At 66.5% G+C, this 20,132-nt stretch carries 21 protein-coding genes; 13 read left to right on the top strand and 8 right to left on the bottom strand.

Going from position 1 to position 20,132, the window contains the following annotated elements; translation table 11 throughout:
* Positions 1-178 precede the first annotated feature (178 nt).
* Positions 179-727: a tetratricopeptide repeat protein gene (locus FOC67_RS21105; RefSeq protein ID WP_003093155.1), complete on the top strand. Its 549-nt coding sequence runs from the start codon at positions 179-181 to the stop codon at positions 725-727.
* A 15-nt stretch (positions 728-742) separates the two neighbouring features.
* On the opposite strand, the gene FOC67_RS21110 is transcribed toward FOC67_RS21105, so the two are convergent.
* Positions 743-1,075, bottom strand: coding sequence for a DUF1820 family protein (locus FOC67_RS21110; protein WP_003093157.1), 333 nt, complete (start codon positions 1,073-1,075; stop codon positions 743-745).
* A gap of 128 nt (positions 1,076-1,203) precedes the next feature.
* Between FOC67_RS21110 and miaB the strand changes: the two genes are divergently transcribed.
* The 5 genes from miaB (at position 1,204) to lnt (ending at position 6,764) form a co-directional block, all read left to right on the top strand.
* Positions 1,204-2,544: a tRNA (N6-isopentenyl adenosine(37)-C2)-methylthiotransferase MiaB gene (gene miaB, locus FOC67_RS21115; RefSeq protein ID WP_003093158.1), complete on the top strand. Its 1,341-nt coding sequence runs from the start codon at positions 1,204-1,206 to the stop codon at positions 2,542-2,544.
* Positions 2,545-2,712: 168 nt separating this feature from the next.
* Positions 2,713-3,735 (top strand): PhoH family protein, encoded by a 1,023-nt coding sequence (locus FOC67_RS21120; protein ID WP_003111486.1) that lies wholly within the window; start codon positions 2,713-2,715, stop codon positions 3,733-3,735.
* Entirely contained in the window at positions 3,725-4,207 is a 483-nt protein-coding gene (gene ybeY / locus FOC67_RS21125; protein WP_003093160.1) for an rRNA maturation RNase YbeY, read from the top strand. The genes FOC67_RS21120 and ybeY overlap by 11 nt, the downstream gene beginning before the upstream one ends.
* Positions 4,204-5,043 carry an HlyC/CorC family transporter gene (locus FOC67_RS21130; RefSeq protein ID WP_003093161.1) on the top strand — a complete coding sequence of 280 codons (840 nt, stop codon included), beginning with the start codon at positions 4,204-4,206 and terminating at the stop codon, positions 5,041-5,043. Before ybeY ends, FOC67_RS21130 begins: the two co-directional genes overlap by 4 nt.
* 185 nt (positions 5,044-5,228) lie before the next feature.
* A complete protein-coding gene (gene lnt, locus FOC67_RS21135; RefSeq protein ID WP_009313380.1) occupies positions 5,229-6,764 on the top strand; it encodes an apolipoprotein N-acyltransferase in 1,536 nt (511 codons plus the stop codon).
* A gap of 49 nt (positions 6,765-6,813) precedes the next feature.
* Here the strand turns inward: lnt and FOC67_RS21140 are convergent, their stop codons facing one another.
* The gene (locus FOC67_RS21140) at positions 6,814-7,575 is read right to left on the bottom strand and encodes a YdcF family protein (RefSeq protein WP_003093163.1); all 762 of its coding nucleotides are present in this window, start codon (positions 7,573-7,575) and stop codon (positions 6,814-6,816) included.
* 72 nt (positions 7,576-7,647) lie between these two features.
* Positions 7,648-8,079 carry a hypothetical protein gene (locus FOC67_RS21145; protein ID WP_003137702.1) on the bottom strand — a complete coding sequence of 144 codons (432 nt, stop codon included), beginning with the start codon at positions 8,077-8,079 and terminating at the stop codon, positions 7,648-7,650.
* Between the two features lie 170 nt (positions 8,080-8,249).
* Between FOC67_RS21145 and leuS the strand changes: the two genes are divergently transcribed.
* From leuS to FOC67_RS21175, 6 genes are all read left to right on the top strand, one after another.
* The gene (leuS, locus tag FOC67_RS21150) at positions 8,250-10,871 is read left to right on the top strand and encodes a leucine--tRNA ligase (RefSeq protein WP_003110381.1); all 2,622 of its coding nucleotides are present in this window, start codon (positions 8,250-8,252) and stop codon (positions 10,869-10,871) included.
* Between the two features lie 66 nt (positions 10,872-10,937).
* Positions 10,938-11,561, top strand: a complete 624-nt coding sequence (gene lptE, locus FOC67_RS21155) for an LPS assembly lipoprotein LptE (protein WP_003110380.1) — start codon at positions 10,938-10,940, stop codon at positions 11,559-11,561.
* A 37-nt stretch (positions 11,562-11,598) separates the two neighbouring features.
* Complete coding sequence (gene holA / locus FOC67_RS21160; RefSeq protein ID WP_003132512.1) at positions 11,599-12,636, top strand: DNA polymerase III subunit delta; 1,038 nt, start codon at positions 11,599-11,601, stop codon at positions 12,634-12,636.
* A gap of 91 nt (positions 12,637-12,727) precedes the next feature.
* Positions 12,728-12,880 carry an alternative ribosome-rescue factor A gene (arfA, locus tag FOC67_RS21165; RefSeq protein WP_003093169.1) on the top strand — a complete coding sequence of 51 codons (153 nt, stop codon included), beginning with the start codon at positions 12,728-12,730 and terminating at the stop codon, positions 12,878-12,880.
* A 178-nt stretch (positions 12,881-13,058) separates the two neighbouring features.
* Positions 13,059-13,463, top strand: a complete 405-nt coding sequence (locus FOC67_RS21170) for a hypothetical protein (protein ID WP_021265261.1) — start codon at positions 13,059-13,061, stop codon at positions 13,461-13,463.
* Positions 13,456-14,802: a lytic murein transglycosylase gene (locus FOC67_RS21175; RefSeq protein ID WP_003132508.1), complete on the top strand. Its 1,347-nt coding sequence runs from the start codon at positions 13,456-13,458 to the stop codon at positions 14,800-14,802. The genes FOC67_RS21170 and FOC67_RS21175 overlap by 8 nt, the downstream gene beginning before the upstream one ends.
* A gap of 109 nt (positions 14,803-14,911) precedes the next feature.
* Here FOC67_RS21175 and FOC67_RS21180 read toward each other — a convergent pair whose 3' ends face one another.
* Positions 14,912-15,802 (bottom strand): alpha/beta fold hydrolase, encoded by an 891-nt coding sequence (locus FOC67_RS21180; protein WP_003132505.1) that lies wholly within the window; start codon positions 15,800-15,802, stop codon positions 14,912-14,914.
* Positions 15,803-15,909: 107 nt separating this feature from the next.
* On the opposite strand from FOC67_RS21180, the gene FOC67_RS21185 reads away from it, so the two are divergent.
* Positions 15,910-16,803, top strand: coding sequence for a LysR family transcriptional regulator (locus tag FOC67_RS21185; protein WP_003132503.1), 894 nt, complete (start codon positions 15,910-15,912; stop codon positions 16,801-16,803).
* Positions 16,804-16,948: 145 nt separating this feature from the next.
* Here the strand turns inward: FOC67_RS21185 and lipA are convergent, their stop codons facing one another.
* The 4 genes from lipA to FOC67_RS21205 all read right to left on the bottom strand — a co-directional run bounded on the left by lipA (position 16,949) and on the right by FOC67_RS21205 (position 20,094).
* Positions 16,949-17,932 carry a lipoyl synthase gene (gene lipA, locus FOC67_RS21190; protein WP_003119196.1) on the bottom strand — a complete coding sequence of 328 codons (984 nt, stop codon included), beginning with the start codon at positions 17,930-17,932 and terminating at the stop codon, positions 16,949-16,951.
* Positions 17,929-18,582 (bottom strand): lipoyl(octanoyl) transferase LipB, encoded by a 654-nt coding sequence (lipB, locus tag FOC67_RS21195; protein ID WP_003093177.1) that lies wholly within the window; start codon positions 18,580-18,582, stop codon positions 17,929-17,931. The genes lipA and lipB overlap by 4 nt, the downstream gene beginning before the upstream one ends.
* The gene (locus FOC67_RS21200) at positions 18,582-18,863 is read right to left on the bottom strand and encodes a DUF493 domain-containing protein (protein WP_003100311.1); all 282 of its coding nucleotides are present in this window, start codon (positions 18,861-18,863) and stop codon (positions 18,582-18,584) included. The genes lipB and FOC67_RS21200 overlap by 1 nt, the downstream gene beginning before the upstream one ends.
* Positions 18,864-18,933: 70 nt before the next feature.
* The gene (locus FOC67_RS21205; protein WP_003093182.1) at positions 18,934-20,094 is read right to left on the bottom strand and encodes a D-alanyl-D-alanine carboxypeptidase family protein; all 1,161 of its coding nucleotides are present in this window, start codon (positions 20,092-20,094) and stop codon (positions 18,934-18,936) included.
* Between the last annotated feature and the right edge of the window lie 38 nt (positions 20,095-20,132).

The following is a 20,132-nucleotide window of genomic DNA, read 5'->3' on the forward strand; positions in this document are numbered from 1 at the left end:
CCCTCCACCCCGCCGGAACGCCTTCCTAGCCGAAATTCATAAACGCGCCGACAAAGTTCCCGAAAAGACAGTAAAGACTTTGTAAGGAGGCGTCGGCTTATTTCATAATGTGAGGGTCAGCGCATTTCGTTGGCCGGGCAGCCCTTGCCCGCCCCGATCCAGGAGGTGTCTTCCCCTCATGTTCCGTACCGGCCGCACCCTCGCCCTGGGTTGCCTGTTGATCCTCCAGCCGCTGCTCGCGCAGGCGGGAGGCAACTCGTTGCTGATTCCAGCGACCGGCCGCTGCGCGCTGAACACCGTTCCCGAAGAATTGCAACAGGCGCTCGCCGCCTGCCAGCAGGTCGCCAATGGCGGCGACGCCGAGGCGCAATACGAACTGGGCGAATTCTTCTACGACGGCGAGCGCATCCCGCGCGACCTCCAGGCCGCCCTCAACTGGTTCGAGAAAGCTTCTCTACAGGGCCATGCCCAGGCCCAGTACCACCTCGGCACCATGTTCTTCCGTGGCGAAGGGGTTCCGGCGAACAACGTACAGGCCTACATCGTGCTGAAGATGGCAGCGGTGAACGGCGCCGAGGACGCCCTGGACAGCGCCGACCTGGTAGCCGAGCAGATGAACCGCGACGAACTGGACATCGCCACCCGGGTGCTGGGGCAGATCTTCCGCAACTACCTGATCGAACTGCAGACTGCCGGCGGTGTCACGCCCTTCGCGCCGCTGCCCTGACGTCCCTTTCGCGAATCAGTCGCTCTTGCCGGGCATCGGCATGGGGAACGGCATGACGTTGCCCGCGCCCTTGGCCTCGCTGATCTTCGGCGTACCCAGGCGCTCGACCTCGTCGATGCGGACGATCGCGTGCATCGGCACGAAGCTGCGCAGAACGCCTTCGAACTGCGCCTTGAGCTTCTCCTCGCTGGGGTCCACCACCACCTGGGTGCGCTCGCCGAAGACGAACTCCTCGATTTCCAGGAAGCCCCACAGATCGCTCTGGTAGATCTGCTTGGCATACATCTCGAAGACCTGGCCCTGGTTGAGGAAAATCACCTTGTAGATGGGGTTTTCGCGCTTGTTCATGGCGGGGAAAGCAATGCCGGAAAATGAAGGGCGCGAATCATAGCACAGCCTTTCGGCCAGCAACGCTAGGAACCGGGGGCCCCGCCCTCTATAATGCGCGGTCCTTTTCGAACTGTCCGACGAAGCGCATGGCCAAGAAGCTTTTCATCGAAACCCACGGCTGCCAGATGAACGAGTACGACTCGTCGCGAATGGCGGACCTGCTCGGTGAACACCAAGCCCTCGAGGTGACCGAAAACGCCGCCGAGGCCGACGTCATCCTGCTCAATACCTGCTCGATCCGCGAGAAGGCCCAGGAAAAGGTGTTTTCCAAGCTCGGCATGTGGCGCGAGCTGAAGCAGCAGAATCCCGACCTGGTGATCGGCGTCGGCGGCTGCGTGGCCAGCCAGGAAGGCGCCGCGATCCGTGAGCGCGCGCCCTATGTCGACGTGGTCTTCGGCCCGCAGACCCTGCACCGCCTGCCGGAAATGATCGACGCCGCGCGCAGCACGCGCAAGCCGCAGGTCGACGTGTCCTTCCCGGAAATCGAGAAATTCGACCGCCTGCCGGAACCGCGGGTCGATGGCCCCACCGCCTTCGTCTCGGTGATGGAAGGCTGCAGCAAGTACTGCAGCTTCTGCGTGGTGCCCTACACCCGCGGCGAGGAAGTCAGCCGACCATTCGACGACGTGATCGCCGAAGTGATCCACCTGGCCGAGAACGGCGTCCGCGAAGTCACCCTGCTGGGACAGAACGTCAACGGCTTCCGCGGCCTGACCCACGATGGCCGCCTGGCCGACTTCGCCGAACTGCTGCGGGTGGTCGCCGCCGTCGACGGTATCGAACGCATCCGCTATACCACCTCGCACCCGCTGGAATTCTCCGACGCGCTGATCCAGGCCCACGCCGAGGTGCCGGAGCTGGTGAAATTCATCCACCTGCCGGTGCAGTCGGGCTCCGACCGCGTGCTGGCGGCGATGAAGCGCAACCATACCGTGCTGGAATACAAGTCGCGTATCCGCAAGCTGAAGGCCGCGGTACCGGACATCTGCATCAGCTCCGACTTCATCGTCGGTTTCCCCGGCGAAACCGAGAAGGACTTCGAGCAGACCATGAAGCTGGTGGAGGACGTCGGCTTCGACTTCTCCTTCTCCTTCATCTACAGCGCGCGGCCCGGCACGCCCGCCGCCGACCTCGCCGACGACCTGCCGGAAGAAGTGAAGAAACAGCGCCTGCAGATCCTCCAGAGCCGCATCCACCAGCAAGGCTACGAGATCAGCCGGCGCATGGTCGGCAGCACCCAGCGGATCCTGGTCACCGACTTCTCGAAGAAGGACCCAGGCATGCTCCAGGGGCGCACCGAGAACAACCGGATCGTCAACTTCCGCTGCGACAATCCACGCCTGATCGGCCAGTTCGCCCAGGTGCACATCGACGACGCGCTGCCGCACTCGCTGCGCGGTACCCTGATCGACAGCACCCTGCATTGAGGCCGACGACCGTACGGCGGGCTCGCTGAACCTTCCCGCCGCCACGGTGCACCAACGTTTCAGCGGGAACCGGGAAAGCGCCGCCGCGATACGGCAACTTTGCGCGACGATATCCAGCGGTTATTCTCTTCCCTATCAATCAGCCACTGGCGAGTACGACAGAACACCTTGAACGCCCCCCAGGAACTTCATCGCTTTATCCTCGAGCCGTTCGACGCCCGCAGCTTCGCGACACTTTGCGGGCAGTTCGACGAGCATCTCCACCAGATCGAGAAACGCCTCGACATCGAGATCCGCAACCGCGGCAACCAGTTCGAACTGGCCGGCGAACCGCGCCGGACCAAGGTCGCCGAACGCCTGCTGCAGCGTCTCTACCGCGAGGCGCAGAACGGCACCGATCTCACTCCCGACACCGTGCACCTGTACCTGCAGGAGTCCGGCCTGGAAGACCTCGAGGAATTGCAGAGCGCGCCGCAGGTCACCCTGAAGTCGCGCAAGGCGCACATCCGCCCGCGCGGCGCCAACCAGCAGCGCTACGTCAAGGCGATCCTCGACCACGACATCAACTTCGGCATCGGTCCGGCTGGCACCGGCAAGACCTACCTCGCCGTGGCCTGCGCCGTCGACGCCCTGGAGCGCGAGCAGATCCGCCGCATCCTGCTGGTGCGCCCGGCGGTCGAGGCCGGCGAGAAGCTCGGTTTCCTTCCCGGCGACCTGTCGCAGAAGATCGACCCCTACCTGCGCCCGCTCTACGACGCGCTCTACGAGATGCTCGGCTTCGAACACGTGGCCAAGCTGATCGAGCGCAACGTCATCGAGGTCGCGCCGCTGGCCTACATGCGCGGGCGCACGCTGAACAACAGCTTCATCATCCTCGACGAGAGCCAGAACACCACCGTCGAGCAGATGAAGATGTTCCTCACCCGGATCGGCTTCGGCTCCACCGCGGTGATCACCGGCGACGTCACCCAGGTCGACCTGCCCCGCGGCACCCGCTCCGGCCTCAAGCACGTGATCGAGGTCCTGCAGGACGTCCCCGGCATCAGCTTCACCCATTTCAAGCCCAAGGATGTGGTCCGCCACCCGCTAGTGCAGCGTATCGTCGAAGCCTACGAGCGCCATGAGAACCGCCAGCAAGGCCAGGTGCGGCCGGTCGAGGGAACGGGCAAGGGCGGTCACGATGCCGCTTGAGCTCGACCTGCAGGTCGCCAGCGCCGCCCCGGACCTGCCCTCCGAAGCACAGTTCCGCGCCTGGTGCGAACTGGCCCTGCGCCAGCGTCCGGAGTCGGAGCTGACCATCCGCCTGGTGGACGAGGCCGAAGGCCTGGAACTGAACAGCACCTACCGGCACAAGGACTACGCGACCAACGTGCTGTCCTTCCCCGCCGATGTCCCGGACGAGCTTCTCGATATCCCGCTGCTCGGCGACCTGGTGATCTGCGCCCCGGTGGTCGCCCGCGAAGCCCTGGAACAGCGCAAGCCGTTGCAGGCCCACTGGGCCCACCTGGTGATCCACGGCTGCCTGCACCTGCTCGGCTACGACCACATCGACGACGCCGAAGCGGAAGAAATGGAAACACTGGAACGTGAATTGCTGGCGGAACTGGGTCATCCCGATCCGTACGCCTGCGACGACGAAGAGCCACCGAGCAAGGAAAAATGAGCGAAGACCGATCGAGCAACGGGCACAAGTCCTGGCTGGACAAGATCACCCAGGCTTTTGCCCACGAGCCGAGAAACCGCCAGGAGCTCCTCGAGCTGCTGCGCGATGCCCACGACAACAAGCTGCTGGACAGCGAGGCGCTGTCCATCGTCGAGGGGGCGATCCAGGTCGCCGACCTGCAGGTGCGCGACATCATGGTGCCGCGCTCGCAGATGATGAGCATCCGCTCGACCCAGACGCCGAAGGAATTCCTTCCGGCCATCATCGAAGCCGCCCACTCGCGCTACCCGGTGGTCGGCGAAAGCCTCGACGACGTCATGGGCGTACTGCTGGCCAAGGACCTCCTGCCACTGATCCTGCACAACGACGAGCGTCCCTTCGACATCAAGGAACTGCTGCGTCCGGCTACCTTCGTCCCCGAATCCAAGCGCCTCAACGTGCTGCTCCGCGAATTCCGCGCCAACCGCAACCACATGGCCATCGTCATCGACGAATACGGCGGCGTGGCCGGCCTGGTGACCATCGAGGACGTGCTGGAACAGATCGTCGGCGATATCGAGGACGAGCACGACGTCGAGGAAGACAGCTACATCAAGCCGCTGCCCAGCGGCGATTTCATCGTCAAGGCGCTGACCCCCGTGGACGCCTTCAACGACTTCTTCGGCTCGGAATTCTCCGACGAGGAATTCGATACCGTGGGCGGCCTGGTGATGAGCGCCTTCGGCCACCTGCCCAAGCGCAACGAAGTGGTCGAGCTGGGCGAGTTCCGTTTCCGCGTGCTCAACGCCGACAGCCGCCGCGTCCACCTGCTGCGCCTGTCTCCCCTGCAGAACTGAGCGCGCCCCCTCCGCCGCGGCGGAGGGGGCATCTTCCCGCGCCGTCCTTCTGGCGTCTCGCCAGCCCCTCCTTTACTCTTGCGCCTTGCGCCAGACTCCCCTGTCGCCGCGGACGTTGCCGTCCGGCAGCCGAAGGTGGCCCCGGTCTGCGCAGTCGGACATTGAACAGGCTCTAAGGACATTCGATGCGTTGGATTTCTCGTCCCGGCTGGCCCGGACACCTGCTGGCACTCGCCGCAGGCGCGCTCACACCCCTGGCCCTGGCGCCCTTCGACTACTGGCCGCTGGCGATCCTCTCGATCGCCCTGCTCTATCTCGGCTTGCGCGGCCTTCCCGGCAAGTCCGCCCTGTGGCGCGGCTGGTGGTACGGTTTCGGCGCGTTCGGCGCCGGCACCAGCTGGATCTACGTCAGTATCCATGACTACGGCGCCGCCTCGGTGCCGCTGGCGAGCTTCCTCATGCTCGGCTTCACCGCCGGCGTCGCCTTCTTCTTCGCCCTGCCGGCCTGGCTGTGGGCGCGCTGCCTGCGCCGCGACAACGCGCCGCTGGGCGACGCCCTGGCGTTCGCCGCCCTGTGGCTGGCACTGGAGCTGTTCCGCAGTTGGTTCCTTACCGGTTTCCCCTGGCTCTACGCCGGCTATAGCCAGTTGCAGGGACCGCTGGCCGGGCTGGTGCCGGTGGGCGGCGTATGGCTGTCCTCCTTCGTCATCGCCCTCAGCGCGGCCCTGCTGGTGAACCTGCCGCGCCTCTTCCCGCACGGTGCCAGCCTGCTTCTGGGGCTGGTCCTGCTGCTCGGCCCGTGGGCGGCCGGCCTCTATCTCAAGGGCCACGCCTGGACCCATTCGGCCGGCGAACCGCTGAAGGTCGTGGCGATCCAGGGCAACATCGCCCAGGAGCTGAAATGGGACCCGAATCAGGTCCGCGCACAACTCGACCTCTACCGCGACCTGAGCCTGCCGCAGCAGGACGTCGACCTGATCGTCTGGCCGGAAACCGCGGTGCCGATTCTCCAGGACATGGCCAGCGGCTACCTCGGCGCCATGGGCCAGGTCGCCGACGAGAAGAACGCCGCGCTGATCACCGGGGTCCCGGTGCGCGAACGTCTCGCCGACGGCAAGAGTCGCTACTTCAACGGCATCACCGTGGTCGGCGAAGGCACGGGCACCTACCTCAAGCAGAAGCTGGTGCCGTTCGGCGAGTACGTGCCGCTGCAGGACCTGCTGCGCGGCCTGATCGCCTTCTTCGACCTGCCGATGTCCGACTTCGCTCGCGGCCCGGCCGACCAGCCGCTGCTCAAGGCCAAGGGCTACGAGATCGCCCCGTACATCTGCTACGAAGTGGTCTACCCGGAGTTCGCCGCCGCGCTCGCGGCGCAGAGCCAGGTGTTGCTGACAGTGAGCAACGACACCTGGTTCGGCACTTCCATAGGCCCGTTGCAGCACCTGCAGATGGCACAGATGCGCGCCCTGGAAAGCGGTCGCTGGATGATCCGCGCGACCAACAACGGCGTCACCGGCCTGATCGATCCCTATGGCCGGATCGTCCGGCAGATCCCGCAGTTCCAGCAGGGCATCCTGCGCGGCGAGGTGATTCCCATGCAGGGCCTGACGCCCTATCTGCAATACCGCGTCTGGCCGCTGGCCGGGCTGGCCGGCGTGCTGCTGCTATGGGCTCTGCTCGGCCGCCAGTTGCGCCCGCAGGAGCGACGCCTGTTCGGCTGAAGCCAGCCCCTCCTGGATAGACCGGCGCCCCTGCGGCGCCGGTTGCGTCTCAGCGGTAGAACAGGCGATAGCCGACCAGGCCGATCGCCTCGTTCAGCAGCATGCCGCTCTGCCAGAAGGCCTGCGCTTCCGGCAGCCAGCCGCCGAAGGGCCGCAGGTTGGCCCCGCCGAGGAAGCCGACCGGCGCCGGGATCACCTCGAACCCCTGGCGCTCGAAGCTCCAGCGTGCCCGCTGCATGTGCCAGGCCTGGGTCACCAGCACCACCCGGCGCACGCCGGCCTCGCGCAACTGCGGGGCGCTCAGGGTGGCGTTTTCCCAGGTGGTACGGCTGAGACCTTCCTGCCAGCGCGTCGGCACGCCGAAGTCCTGCAGCAGGGCATTGGCCATCAGCGCCGCCTCGCTGGGCGGGCGTCCGTAATGCAACCCGCCGCTGATCAGTACCGGCAGCGCCGAGGTCTTGGCCAGCCGCGCGGCATAGCGCAGCCGCTCGGCCGCCAGCAGGCTCGGCGCATCGTCGCCCCAGGCCGGGTCGTTGGTCTGCCGGCCGGCACCGAGGATGACGATGGCGTCGGCGCGCTGCGCCAGGCCCGGCAGATCCTCCGCCAGCAGGGCCGGTTCGCTTTCGAGCCAGCGCCCCATCCACTCCACGCTGAGCGGCATGCTCATCAGCCACAGACCGAAGAACCCGCAGACACCGCACAGCCGCGCCAGCCGCGGTCGGCTGGTGCGCCACCAGAAAGCGAAAAACAGCAGCAGCAACAGGCCGCCCGGCGGCAGCAGCAGTTGCTTGAAGAAATAACGGATCGGCATCGCCCCCTCCCTGTCGGAAGAGGCAATCTAAAGGATTGCGCGACGCCTGGCGAAACTTCCGGGAAGGAGACCCTAGCGGTCGTTGCCCGAACGGAACAGTTGCGAGCCGCAATGGCCGCACGGCAACACGCCATGCCCCTTGCTCCACTGCACCGGCGCACCGCAGAGCGCACAGAGCAGTTGCCGCTGTTTCAACGAGACGTGCCGACGCGGCGCCGGCGGTTGCGGCCGGGGCGGCCGGGGTGTCCTGCCGGGCTGGCGCTCGAGCAGCGCCAGCTCCTCGGCGGCCGCATGCCAGCCGCGCAACCAGTGCAGGTCCTGGTCGAGATAGGCGCGTATCAGCCCCATCTCCGCTTCGCTCAAACCACGCAACTCAAGCTCCGTGGGATGCTCGTCACGCAGGCGCTCGGCCGTATCCGCTTCATCCAGAGCCAGGGCGAGACGCTGCAGCAGCCTCTCGTACAGCCCACCTCCCGTCACACTCGCGCGTTGCAGCTCAGCCATCGAACACCTCTGAAGGTACCACTGGGCAGCCAGCCATCGACGGCCCATAGGGCAAGCTTAGCGTTCCCGTTCGGCTGAACCGCCCCCGGCGACAAACGGCGCGGGCTATCGACAGGAGTGGGGGTCATGTATGCTACGAGGCTTTCGAACAGTCACGTCTAAGTAGCGCCATGCACGAGCAATATCAGCCACTCGAGATCGAAACCCAGGCCCAGAACTACTGGAAAGAACACCAGTCCTTCCTCGTCAGGGAGCTACCCGACAAGGAGAAGTTCTACTGCCTGTCGATGTTCCCGTATCCGAGCGGCAAGCTGCACATGGGCCACGTGCGCAACTACACCATCGGCGACGTGATCAGCCGCTACCACCGCATGCAGGGCCGCAACGTGCTGCAGCCGATGGGCTGGGACGCGTTCGGCATGCCGGCGGAAAACGCCGCGATGAAGAACAACGTCGCCCCGGCGGCCTGGACCTACGACAACATCGCCTACATGAAGTCGCAGCTGGACAGCCTCGGCCTGGCGATCGACTGGAGCCGCGAGGTCACCACCTGCAAGCCGGACTACTACCGCTGGGAGCAGTGGCTGTTCACCCGCCTGTTCGAAAAAGGGGTGATCTACCGCAAGAACGGCACGGTCAACTGGGACCCGGTCGACCAGACCGTACTCGCCAACGAGCAGGTGATCGACGGGCGCGGCTGGCGCTCCGGCGCGCTGATCGAGAAGCGCGAGATCCCGATGTACTACTTCAAGATCACCGCCTACGCCGAGGAACTGCTGGAGAGCCTCGACAACCTGCCCGGCTGGCCGGAGCAGGTGAAGACCATGCAGCGCAACTGGATCGGCAAGTCGCGCGGGATGGAGATCGGCTTCCCCTACGACCAGGCCTCCATCGGCCACGCCGGCCAACTGAAGGTGTTCACCACCCGTCCGGACACCCTGATGGGCGCCACCTACGTCGCCGTCGCCGCCGAACACCCGCTGGCCACCCAGGCCGCGCAGAACGACCCGCAGTTGCAGGCGTTCATCGACGAATGCAAGCGCGGCGGCGTCGCCGAAGCCGACATCGCCACCCAGGAGAAGAAAGGCATGGCCACTTCCCTGTTCGTCGAACACCCGCTGACCGGCGACAAGCTGCCGGTATGGGTCGCCAACTACGTGCTGATGAACTACGGCGAAGGCGCGGTGATGGCGGTGCCCGGCCATGACGAGCGCGACTTCGAGTTCGCCAACAAGTACGGCCTGCCGATCCGCCAGGTGATCGCCAAGGTCGAGGGCGACGACGACTTCGAGTCCAGCGTCTGGAAGGAGTGGTACGGCGCCAAGGATGAGTCCGTGCTCACCGTCAACTCCGGCAAGTACGACAACCTCGGCTACCAGGCCGCCTTCGACGCCATCGGCGCCGACCTCGAGGCCAAGGGCCTGGGCCAGGCGCGCACCCAGTTCCGCCTGCGCGACTGGGGCATCAGCCGCCAGCGCTACTGGGGCTGCCCGATCCCGATCATCCACTGCGAGGCTTGCGGCGACGTCCCGGTGCCGGCCGACCAGTTGCCGGTGGTGCTGCCGGAAGACGTGGTACCGGACGGCTCCGGTTCGCCGCTGGCGAAGATGCCGGAATTCTACGAATGCAGCTGCCCGAAATGCGGCCAGCCGGCCAAGCGCGAAACCGACACCATGGACACCTTCGTCGAGTCGTCCTGGTATTTCGCCCGCTACGCCTGCCCGCAGTTCGAAGGCGGCATGCTGGACAAGAAGGCGGCCGACTACTGGCTGCCGGTCGACCAGTACATCGGCGGCATCGAGCACGCCATCCTGCACCTGCTCTATGCGCGCTTCTTCCACAAGCTGATGCGCGACGAGGGCCTGGTCGGCAGCGACGAGCCGTTCAAGAACCTGCTGACCCAGGGCATGGTGGTCGCCGATACCTACTACCGGACCACCGCCAACGGCGGCAAGGACTGGTTCAACCCGGCCGACGTCGAGGTCGAGCGTGACGCCAAGGCCAAGGTCGTCGGCGCACGCCTGAAGAGCGACGGCCAGCCGGTCGAGATCGGCGGCACCGAGAAGATGTCGAAGTCGAAGAACAACGGCGTCGACCCGCAATCGATGATCGACCAGTACGGTGCCGATACCTGCCGCCTGTTCATGATGTTCGCCTCGCCGCCGGACATGAGCCTGGAGTGGTCGGACGCCGGCGTCGAGGGCGCCAACCGCTTCCTCCGCCGCGTCTGGCGCCTGGCTCACGCCCATGTCAGCGCCGGCCTCCCCGGCGCGCTGGACGTCGCCGCCCTGAACGACGCGCAGAAGCAGGTCCGCCGCGCCATCCACCTGGCGATCAGGCAGGCCAGCCAGGATGTCGGCCAGCACCACAAGTTCAACACCGCCATCGCCGCGGTGATGACCCTGATGAACGTGCTGGAGAAGGCGCCGAACCAGGACGCCCAGGACCGCGCCCTGATCCAGGAAGGCCTGGAAACCGTGGTCCTGCTGCTGGCGCCCATCACTCCGCACATCTGCCACGTGCTCTGGGGCCAGCTCGGCCATGCCGAAGCGGTGATCGATGCGCGCTGGCCGAGCGTCGACGAGAGCGCACTGGTGCAGGACACCCTGCAACTGGTGGTGCAGGTCAACGGCAAGCTGCGCGGGCACATCGACGTGGCCGCCAGCGCCAGCCGCGAGGATGTCGAGGCCGCCGCGCGCGCCAACGAGAACGTGCTGCGTTTCACCGAAGGCCTGAGCATCCGCAAGGTCATCGTGGTACCGGGCAAACTGGTCAACATCGTCGCCAACTGATACGCGATTCCATTGGACGCCCCCGGCCATCCGGGGGCGCTGATCAACAGGAGTGAGGGAAGCTTGATGAAACGTATCCTGACCAGCGCCGCGCTGATCGGTATGACCACCCTGCTGGCCGCCTGCGGCTTCCAACTGCGCGGCCTGGGCGATGCGCAATTCGCGCTCAAGGAAATCGACGTGTCCGCGCGCAACGCCTACGGCCCGACCGTGCGCGAACTGAAGGAAACCCTGGAAAACAGCGGCGTGAAGGTCACCAGCAACGCGCCCTACCACCTGGTGCTGGTCCGCGAGGACAACCAGCAGCGCACCGTCAGCTACACCGGTTCCGCGCGCGGCGCGGAGTTCGAGCTGACCAACACGATCAACTACGAGATCGTCGGCGCCAACGACCTGGTCCTGATGAGCAACCAGGTACAGGTGCAGAAGGTCTACGTGCACGACGAAAACAACCTGATCGGTTCCGACCAGGAAGCCGCGCAGCTGCGCAGCGAGATGCGGCGCGACCTGATCCAGCAGTTGTCCATGCGCCTCCAGACGCTGACCCCGGCGCAACTCGACGAAGCCCAGCGCCAGGCAGAAGCCAAGGCCAAGGCGGAAGCCGAAGCCCTGCGCGCCGCCGACGAGGCGGAGCGCCAGCGCCGCGCCGCCGAGCCGCAGCAGTCGCCGATCGAGTTCCCCACCCCGTGATGCCCCGGGGCCGGTTTCGCCGGCCCCGTCTTCTCCTATGAAGCTGACTCCCGCGCAACTCGCCAAGCACCTCCAGGGCCCCCTGGCGCCCGTCTATGTCGTCAGCGGCGATGAACCGCTGCTCTGCCAGGAAGCCTGCGATGCCATTCGCCAGGCCTGCCGCGAGCGCGACTTCGGCGAGCGCCAGGTATTCAATGCCGAAGCCAACTTCGATTGGGGCCTGCTGCTGGAGGCCGGCGCCAGCCTGTCGCTGTTCGCCGAGAAGCGCCTGATCGAACTGCGCCTGCCCTCCGGCAAGCCCGGCGACAAAGGCGCGGCGATTCTCCAGGAATACCTGCAACGGCCGCCGGAAGACACCGTGCTCCTGCTCAGCCTGCCCAAGCTCGATGGCAGCACGCAGAAGACCAAGTGGGCCAAGGCCCTGATCGATGGCAACGCCGCGCAGTTCATCCAGGTCTGGCCGGTCGACGTCCACCAGTTGCCGCAGTGGATTCGCCAGCGCCTGTCCCAGGCCGGCCTGTCCGCCAGCCCCGAAGCCCTGGAGCTGATCGCCGCGCGCGTGGAAGGCAACCTGCTCGCCGCCGCCCAGGAAATCGAAAAGCTCAAGCTGCTCGCCGAGGGCAACCAGATCGACGCCGCCACCGTACAGGCCGCGGTCGCCGACAGCGCACGCTTCGATGTCTTCGGCCTGATCGACGCGGCCCTTGGCGGTGAAGCGGCCCACGCTCTGCGCATCCTGGAAGGACTGCGCGGCGAAGGCATCGAGCCGCCGGTGATCCTCTGGGGCCTGGCCCGCGAGATCCGCCTGCTGGCTGGCCTGTCCCAACAATACGGCCAGGGCATCCCGCTGGAGAAAGCCTTCGCCCAGGCGCGTCCGCCGGTCTGGGACAAGCGCCGTCCGCTGCTGACCCGTGCCCTGCAACGCCACTCCAGCAGCCGCTGGAACCAGATGCTGCGGGATGCCCAGTTGATCGACGCGCAGATCAAGGGACAGGCACCCGGCAGCCCCTGGAGCGGTCTCTCGCTTCTCGCCCTGACCCTCGCCGGCCAGCGCCTCGGCCTGCCGGCAGCCTGAAGGCGCAACCGGCACTGGACAATCCGCGGCGACAGGCAGATGATGCGCGCGCTGGCGAGCGCCAGCCCGATCACCTTCGAGGACCTCTGCCATGGCAAAGAAAAGCAAGCGGCCGAACAAGGCCAAATCCCTGGTCGCCCAGCCACTGTTCCGCAGCCGCCAGGAACAGGCGAAGAAAGGCAAAGGCAGCTACCGCCGCGAAGCCTCCCGTAACTGGGAGGCTTCTTTCGTTATGGCGGCCTGAAACAGCCGCTGGTCCATCCTCCCGCAACGCCCTCCTCACCCACGCGCCCCGCCTACCCCGCCCGAAGCCCGTCGACAAGACCAACCCCACCGCCAGCCTGCCGCCCATGGGCACACTATCGTCGGCGCGCAAGCCCTGGCCCCCTCGGGGTGGGCGAAAAGCCAATGGTTCCTCCATCATGATCCGCGGCCTCGACATCCCGCGCGGCCGACTGGCAACCCTCTGGCCATTGCAGCGCACGAACCAGGCTCGGGCGTTCGATGCCGACGCCGAAGCGGGTAGCTATGTCGCGCAGAACGAAGGCCAGGAAGAAGAAGTCGAAGGCCTCGAGCATGCCGCGCGACCCGTCGCCGATCCCGACTCGGGTGCGCCGCGAGGCTTCGACAGGCGGCGGAGCGATACGGACGAAACCATTGGCCGCCCGACACTGACCGAACCTATGTCGAAAGATATCCACCACGCCGATGGAACCGCATTGGCGAACCCGGGGCCCCGCCGGCGCGTCCAACGACGGCAGACGCGTCCTGGCCGGCGTGCTAAGGTGGCCCGTCCCGAGGACCCTGCTGAGGAGAGCAATGCGTAACCCCGAACGATCCGCCCTGCTGAAGGTGAGCGGGCTGCTGGGCAGCACCGTCGTCGCCATGGGGCTTGGCCTCTCCAGTGCCTGCGCGCAGAAGAACCCGATAATCGAATACAACCAGCCTGCCGCTCCCCTGCAGACCAAGGCGCCCTTCACCGGCGCCGGCCCGGCCGCCTCGGTGTCCGCTGGCGCGCCGAGCGAGGCCCAGCCTGGGCAGAGCTTCGAACAGTGGCGCGACGCCTTCCGTCAACAGGCGCTGGCCGGTGGAATCGATGCGCAGACCTTCGATCGCGCCTTCGCCGGGGTCGAGCCCGATCCCGCCGTGGTCGAAGCCGACCGCAGCCAGCCGGAATTCACCCGGCCGGTATGGAAATACCTGGAAGGCGCCCTCGATCCGCTGCGCGTTCGCCAGGGCCAGGCGCGCCTGGCGCAGCACGCGCGCATCCTCGGCGAAGTCGACGCGCGCTATGCGGTGGATGCGGATGCGGTGGTGGCGATCTGGGGCATGGAGAGCAACTACGGTTCGCACATGGGCAACAAGAACGTGATCCGCTCCCTGGCGACCCTCGCCTATGAAGGACGCCGCCCGGAATTCGCCCACGCCCAGTTGCTCGCCGCCCTGAAGATCCTCCAGCACGGCGACGTTCCGGCCTCCTTCATGATCGGCTCCTGGGCCGGCGCCATGGGCCAGACCCAGTTCATCCCGACCACCTACAACCAGTATGCCGTGGACTTCGACGGCGACGGCAAGCGTGACATCTGGGGCTCGCCCGGCGACGCCCTGGCCTCCACCGCCAACTACCTGAAAGCCTCCGGCTGGATCGCCGGACAACCCTGGGGGTTCGAAGTCCGCCTGCCGGCAGGCTTCGACTATTCCCTGGCGGAACTCACCATCCGCAAGCCCCTGGGCGAGTGGCAAGGGATGGGCGTACAAGGCGTCAACGGCGGCCCCCTGCCCTCCGGGCTCTCCGGCGAACAGGCCTCGCTGCTGCTGCCGGCCGGGCACCGCGGCCCGGCCTTCCTGGTGCTGCACAACTTCCGCGCCATCCTCAAGTACAACAACTCCAGTGCCTATGCCCTGGCCGTCGGCCTGCTCGCCGACAGCTTCAAGGGCGGCGGCCGGATAGTCGGCGCCTGGCCACTGGAGGATGTTCCGCTGAGCCGCTCGCAGCGCATCGAGCTGCAACGGCAACTGGCCGCCCGCGGACACGATCCGGGCGCGGTGGACGGCATCATCGGCGCCAATACGCGCAAGGCGATCCGCGCCTGCCAGCAGGAGTTCGGCTGGCCGGCGGACGGCTATCCGACCCCGGCGCTGCTCGACCGCCTGCGGACGCCATAGGGCCGCCGGCGGAGCTTACGACCCCACGTCCGCCGCGACCGCTCGCGGCACACCGGTTCGTAGGGCGGATAACGCCATGGGCGTTATCCGCCGCTGCGGCGTCCAGAACCTAGTCATCCGCGCAGAACCGCAGGATAGCGTCCGCCACCTGGGTGGCCGCCTCGCGCTGCGGAAAATGGCCGACGCCCTCCAGCACCAGCCGCTGGTAACGCCCGCTGAAGTAGTGCTCGCGTCCGCGGGAGCCGTCGGGGTGGGTGCAGGCATCCGCGCCGCCGTGCAGCACCAGGGTCGGCAGCGCCAGGCGCGGTGCCGGGAGCAAGCGCTGTTCCGCCGCCCCGTAGCGCGGCTCCCCCGCGACGAAGCCCCAGCGATGCCGATAATAGTGCAGCACCACGGCGACCCAGTCCGGCCCGGAGAAGGCCTGGGCGGCCTCCTGGAAATCGCGCTCGGCATACCATCCCGGCGGCGACCAGGTGTCCCACATCTGCCGGGCGAACGCCTCGCCCTCCTCGCGCAGCGCGCGCTCGCCGCGTGGCGTGGCCATGAACCACTGGTACCAGAAGCTACGGGCCTGCGGCAGGGAAAGAACTTGCTGCGGATCGTTGCTGGCGTACCCCACCGAGAGCATCACCAGGTGCGAGGCGAAGCCCTCGCGCAGTCCGCAGGCACTGGCCACCGCGCGGGCACCCCAGTCATGGCCGACCAGCAGGGGACGCTGCAATGCCAGGCCGTCGACGAATGCCAGCAGATCGCAAGCCAGAGCCGCCAGTTGCCCGCTGCGCGGAGTAGACGCATCGCGAAAGCGGGTCGGGGCGAATCCCCGGAGGGCTGGTGCCAGCACCCGATAGCCGGCGTCCGCCAGGGACTCCGCCAGGTCTTCCCAGGCATGCGGGCTGTCCGGCCAACCGTGCAACAAGACGGCGCTGCGCGCCCCCTGCGGATTCCACTCCAGGTAGGCGATATCCAGGACATCGGTGGAAACGAAGGCATAGCGGCTCATCGGACCTCTCCAAGAGAAAGCGAAGGGACATCCTAGGACGCTTGCCAAGGGTGATTCATGAATAGTTAGCGTCTACTATTCATGAAACGAGATGAATGGAAGACCTCATGGAGCTTGCCGTCCCCACCTCCCAATCCCTGGATATCGTGTTGTTGCGTACCTTTCTCGAAGTGGTCGACAGTGGCGGCTTCGCCCTCGCCGCGGACAATCTCGCGCTCACTCCCTCCGCGGTCAGCGGGCATATCAAGCGCCTGGAACAGACAGCCGGCGTCAGCCTGCTCAGCCGCACCACCCGCCGCCTGGAGCTGACCCAGGCGGGCGAGACGCTCTACGCCTATGCCCGCAACATCGTCGAGCTGGAGCGCGAGGCCCGCGCCAGGCTGCACGGCACGCCGATCCGCGACCGCCTGCGCATCGGCGCTTCGGAGGACTTCGCCAGCGCCTGGCTGCCACGCGTCCTGCAACGCTTTCGCCGCTGGCACCCCGAAGCATCCATCGAACTCAAGGTCGGTATCACCACCGACCTGCTCCGCCAGCAGGCCCAGGGGCGCACCGACGTGGTGTTCGGCAAGCAGTGCCGGCGGGTCGGAGACGACGGCGAACTGCTCTGGGAGGAACCGCTGGTCTGGGCCGCGGCGACCGCGATCGAGCTGCCCGTGGGCGAACCGCTGCCGCTGGCGCTGTTCCCCGAACCCTGCGTCTACCGCGAAGCGGCGATTACAGCCCTCGGCGCCGCTGCGCGTCCCTGGCGCCTGGTGTTCGAGAGCGCCAGCATGGCCGGCTGCCTGTCCGCCGCGCTGGCCGGTTTCGCCGTGACGGTGGTGGCGCGCAGCCAGATGCGCGAGGGGCTGCGCGAACTGGGCCCGGAACAGGGTTTTCCGACGCTGCCGGAGGCGCGTTTCTACGCCTTCTCGCGCCAACCCAGCCTGGCGGCCGAGGCACTGATCGAGGCGGTGCGGCAGCTCGGCCAGCGCAGTCGCTTCGTTACCGCACAGGGATGAGAGCAAACGGTACTCACCTACGCGCCGGCGGATAACCGCAAGCGGTTGTTCGTCCTACGTCCGAAGAGGCTTCGTGGCTGCCCAATGAAAAACGCCGCGTCCCTGTGCAGGGACGCGGCGTCGGAAGGCATTGGCGCGGCGTCGATCAGCCGATCTTGTTGCCGTGCGCCTGCTGGTCGGCATGGTAGGACGAACGCACCAGCGGACCGGACGCGACGTTCTTGAAGCCCATCTTCTCGCCTTCCTCGGCGAACCAGGCGAAGGTATCCGGATGCACGAAGCGCTGCACCGGCAGGTGGTTGCGCGACGGCTGCAGGTACTGGCCAAGGGTCAGCATGTCGATGTCGTGCTCGCGCATCCGCTGCATGACCTCGATGACCTCATCGTCGGTCTCGCCCAGGCCAAGCATCAGCCCGGACTTGGTCGGTACGTGCGGAACCATCTGCTTGAACTTCTGCAGCAGGTCCAGCGACCACTCGAAGTCCGAGCCCGGCCGCGAGGAGCGGTACAGGCGCGGCACCGTCTCCAGGTTATGGTTGAACACGTCCGGCGGCTCGTTGGCGGTGATCTCCAGGGCGATGTCCATGCGACCGCGATAGTCGGGCACCAGGGTTTCCAGCTGGATCCCCGGCGACAGCTTGCGGATCTCGCGCAGGCAGTCGGCGAAGTGCTGGGCACCGCCGTCGCGCAGGTCGTCGCGGTCCACCGAGGTGATCACCACGTACTTCAGCCGCAGGTCGGCGATGGCGATGGCCAGGTTGGTCGGCTCGTCGACGTCCAGCGGCTTCGGCCGGCCATGGCCGACGTCGCAGAACGGGCAGCGCCGGGTGCAGATGTCACCCATGATCATGAAGGTCGCGGTGCCGCCGGAGAAGCACTCGCCCAGGTTCGGGCAGGACGCCTCTTCGCAGACGCTGTGCAGCTTGTGCTTGCGCAGCAGTTGCTTGATGCGGTCGACCTCGGGGGAAACCGGGATGCGCACGCGGATCCAGTCGGGTTTCTTCGGCAGTTCCTCGGTGGGAATGATCTTCACCGGAATCCGCGCGACCTTTTCCGCGCCGCGCAGCTTCACGCCGACTTCCACCTTGCCCGGCTTGGCTTCTCCGGACTTCTCCACAACAGTGCTCATGTCAGTTCGATCCCGCCCGTAAGGGTCTTCTGTTCAGCGTAGCCAAGGCGTGAGACGAGCTCAGCGCGCAATCGGGTACACACCTCGGCAAAATCCACCGGCCCAACCAGGTCGCGCAGTTGGGTCATGGGCATCCCGGCGTAGCCGCAGGGATTGATTCGTTGGAACGGTCGCAGGTCCATGTCCAGGTTCAGCGCCAGGCCATGGAAGGAACAGCCGTTACGGATGCGCAGGCCGAGGGAGGCGATCTTCGCCCCGTCGACGTAGACACCCGGCGCGTCCGGCTTGGCCACGGCCTGCACGTCATAGGACGCCAGCAGGCCGATCAGGCTCTGCTCGATCCGGCTGACCAGCTCGCGCACGCCCAGTCCCAGGCGGCGGACATCGAGCAGCAGGTAGGTGACCAACTGGCCGGGGCCGTGGTAGGTCACCTGGCCGCCGCGATCCACCTGGATCACCGGGATGTCGCCGGGGAACAGCACATGCTCCGCCTTGCCGGCCTGCCCCTGGGTGAAGACCGCAGGGTGCTGCAACAGCCAGGCTTCGTCCATTACCGATTTGTCGCGTTCGGCAACGAAGCGCTGCATGGCATGCCAGGTCGGTTCGTAGGGAACCTCGCCGAGCTCACGGAAGCCCAGCTCGAGTCCCATCAGAGCACCATGTGCACGCGTCCGGTCGCGCGCAGGTCGTTATGGATGGCTTGCAGTTGGTCGACATCGGTGGCGGTGATCAGCACCTGCACCGAGAGGAAGCGCCCCTTGCTGCTGTCGCGGACCACCAGGGTCTCGACGTCGAGATCCGGCGCGTGGCGCTGGATGATTTCCACGACCAGGTCGGAGAAACCTTCGCCGGCGTCGCCGATCACCTTGATCGGATAGCGCTCGCAGGGGAATTCGATTTTCGGGGGTTGAACGTCAGGGGTATCGGTCATGGCGGCGGCGGACCCGTGGTCCGCGGGGACGGGCGCCCGCTGGCCTCGTGAGCGGGCGGGCGCCGGTCGGTCAGTTGAACAAACCGTAGAAGAACAGGCGGATGCTATCCCACAGGCGGCGGAAGAAACCACCCTCCTCGACGGCGTTGAGGGCGACCAGGTCGGCGCTGCGGATGACCTTGTCGTCCAGCTTCACTTCCACCTTGCCGATCACCTGGCCCTGCTGGATCGGCGCCATCAGCTGCGGCTCCAGGACCATGCTGGCCTGCAGCTTCTGCATCTGGCCGCGCGGCAGGGTCATGGTCAGGTCTTCGGCGAGGCCGGCTTTCACTTCATGCTCGGAACCCTTCCAGACCAGGCCCTTGGTCAGCTCGGTGCCCTTCTTGTAGAAGTTGCGGCTTTCGAAGAAGCGGAAGCCATAGGTCAGCAGCTTCTGGGTCTCGGCGGCGCGGGCCTGCTCGCTGTTGGTGCCGAACACCACCGCGATCATGCGCTGGCCGTCGCGTACCGCGGAAGCCACCAGGCAGTAGCCGGCTTCGTCGGTGTGGCCGGTCTTCAGGCCGTCGACGGTCTTGTCGCGCCACAGCAGCAGGTTGCGGTTCGGCTGCTTGATGTTGTTCCAGAGGAATTCCTTCTGCGCGTAGATCGCGTAGTGGCTCGGCTCGCCGTAGATGATCGCGCGGGCCAGCACCGCCATGTCGCGGGCGGAGGAATAGTGGTCCGGGTTGGGCAGGCCGGTGGCGTCCATGAAGTGGGAGTTGGTCAGGCCCAGCTTCTGCGCGGTGGTGTTCATCATGTCGGCGAAGGCGTCTTCGCTGCCGGCGATATGCTCGGCCAGGGCGACGCTGGCGTCGTTGCCGGACTGGATGATGATGCCATGCAGCAGGTCGCTCACCGATACCTGGCTGCCGACCTTGATGAACATCCGCGAACCGCCGGTGCGCCAGGCATGTTCGCTGACGGTGACCAGGTCGTTCTCGCCGATGCGGCCGGCCTCGATCTCCTTGGTGGCGATGTAGGCGGTCATCAGTTTGGTCAGGCTGGCCGGCGGCAGGCGCTGGTCGCCGTTGTTCTCGACCAGAACCTGGCCGCTCTCTCCGTCCATCAGGACGTACGACTTGGCGGCCAGTTGCGGCGGCGCCGGAACCATGGATTCAGCAGCCCAGCCAGCCGTAGGGGCGATGAACAGGACAAGCAGTGACAAGCGTTTCGCGATAGTGGTGATGTTCATCCGTCTCTCTGGTTCTACCAATGGTCAAACAATCCCTT

Source organism: Pseudomonas sp. FDAARGOS_761 (assembly GCF_013343155.1).
GTDB classification, from domain to species: Bacteria; Pseudomonadota; Gammaproteobacteria; order Pseudomonadales; family Pseudomonadaceae; genus Pseudomonas; species Pseudomonas aeruginosa.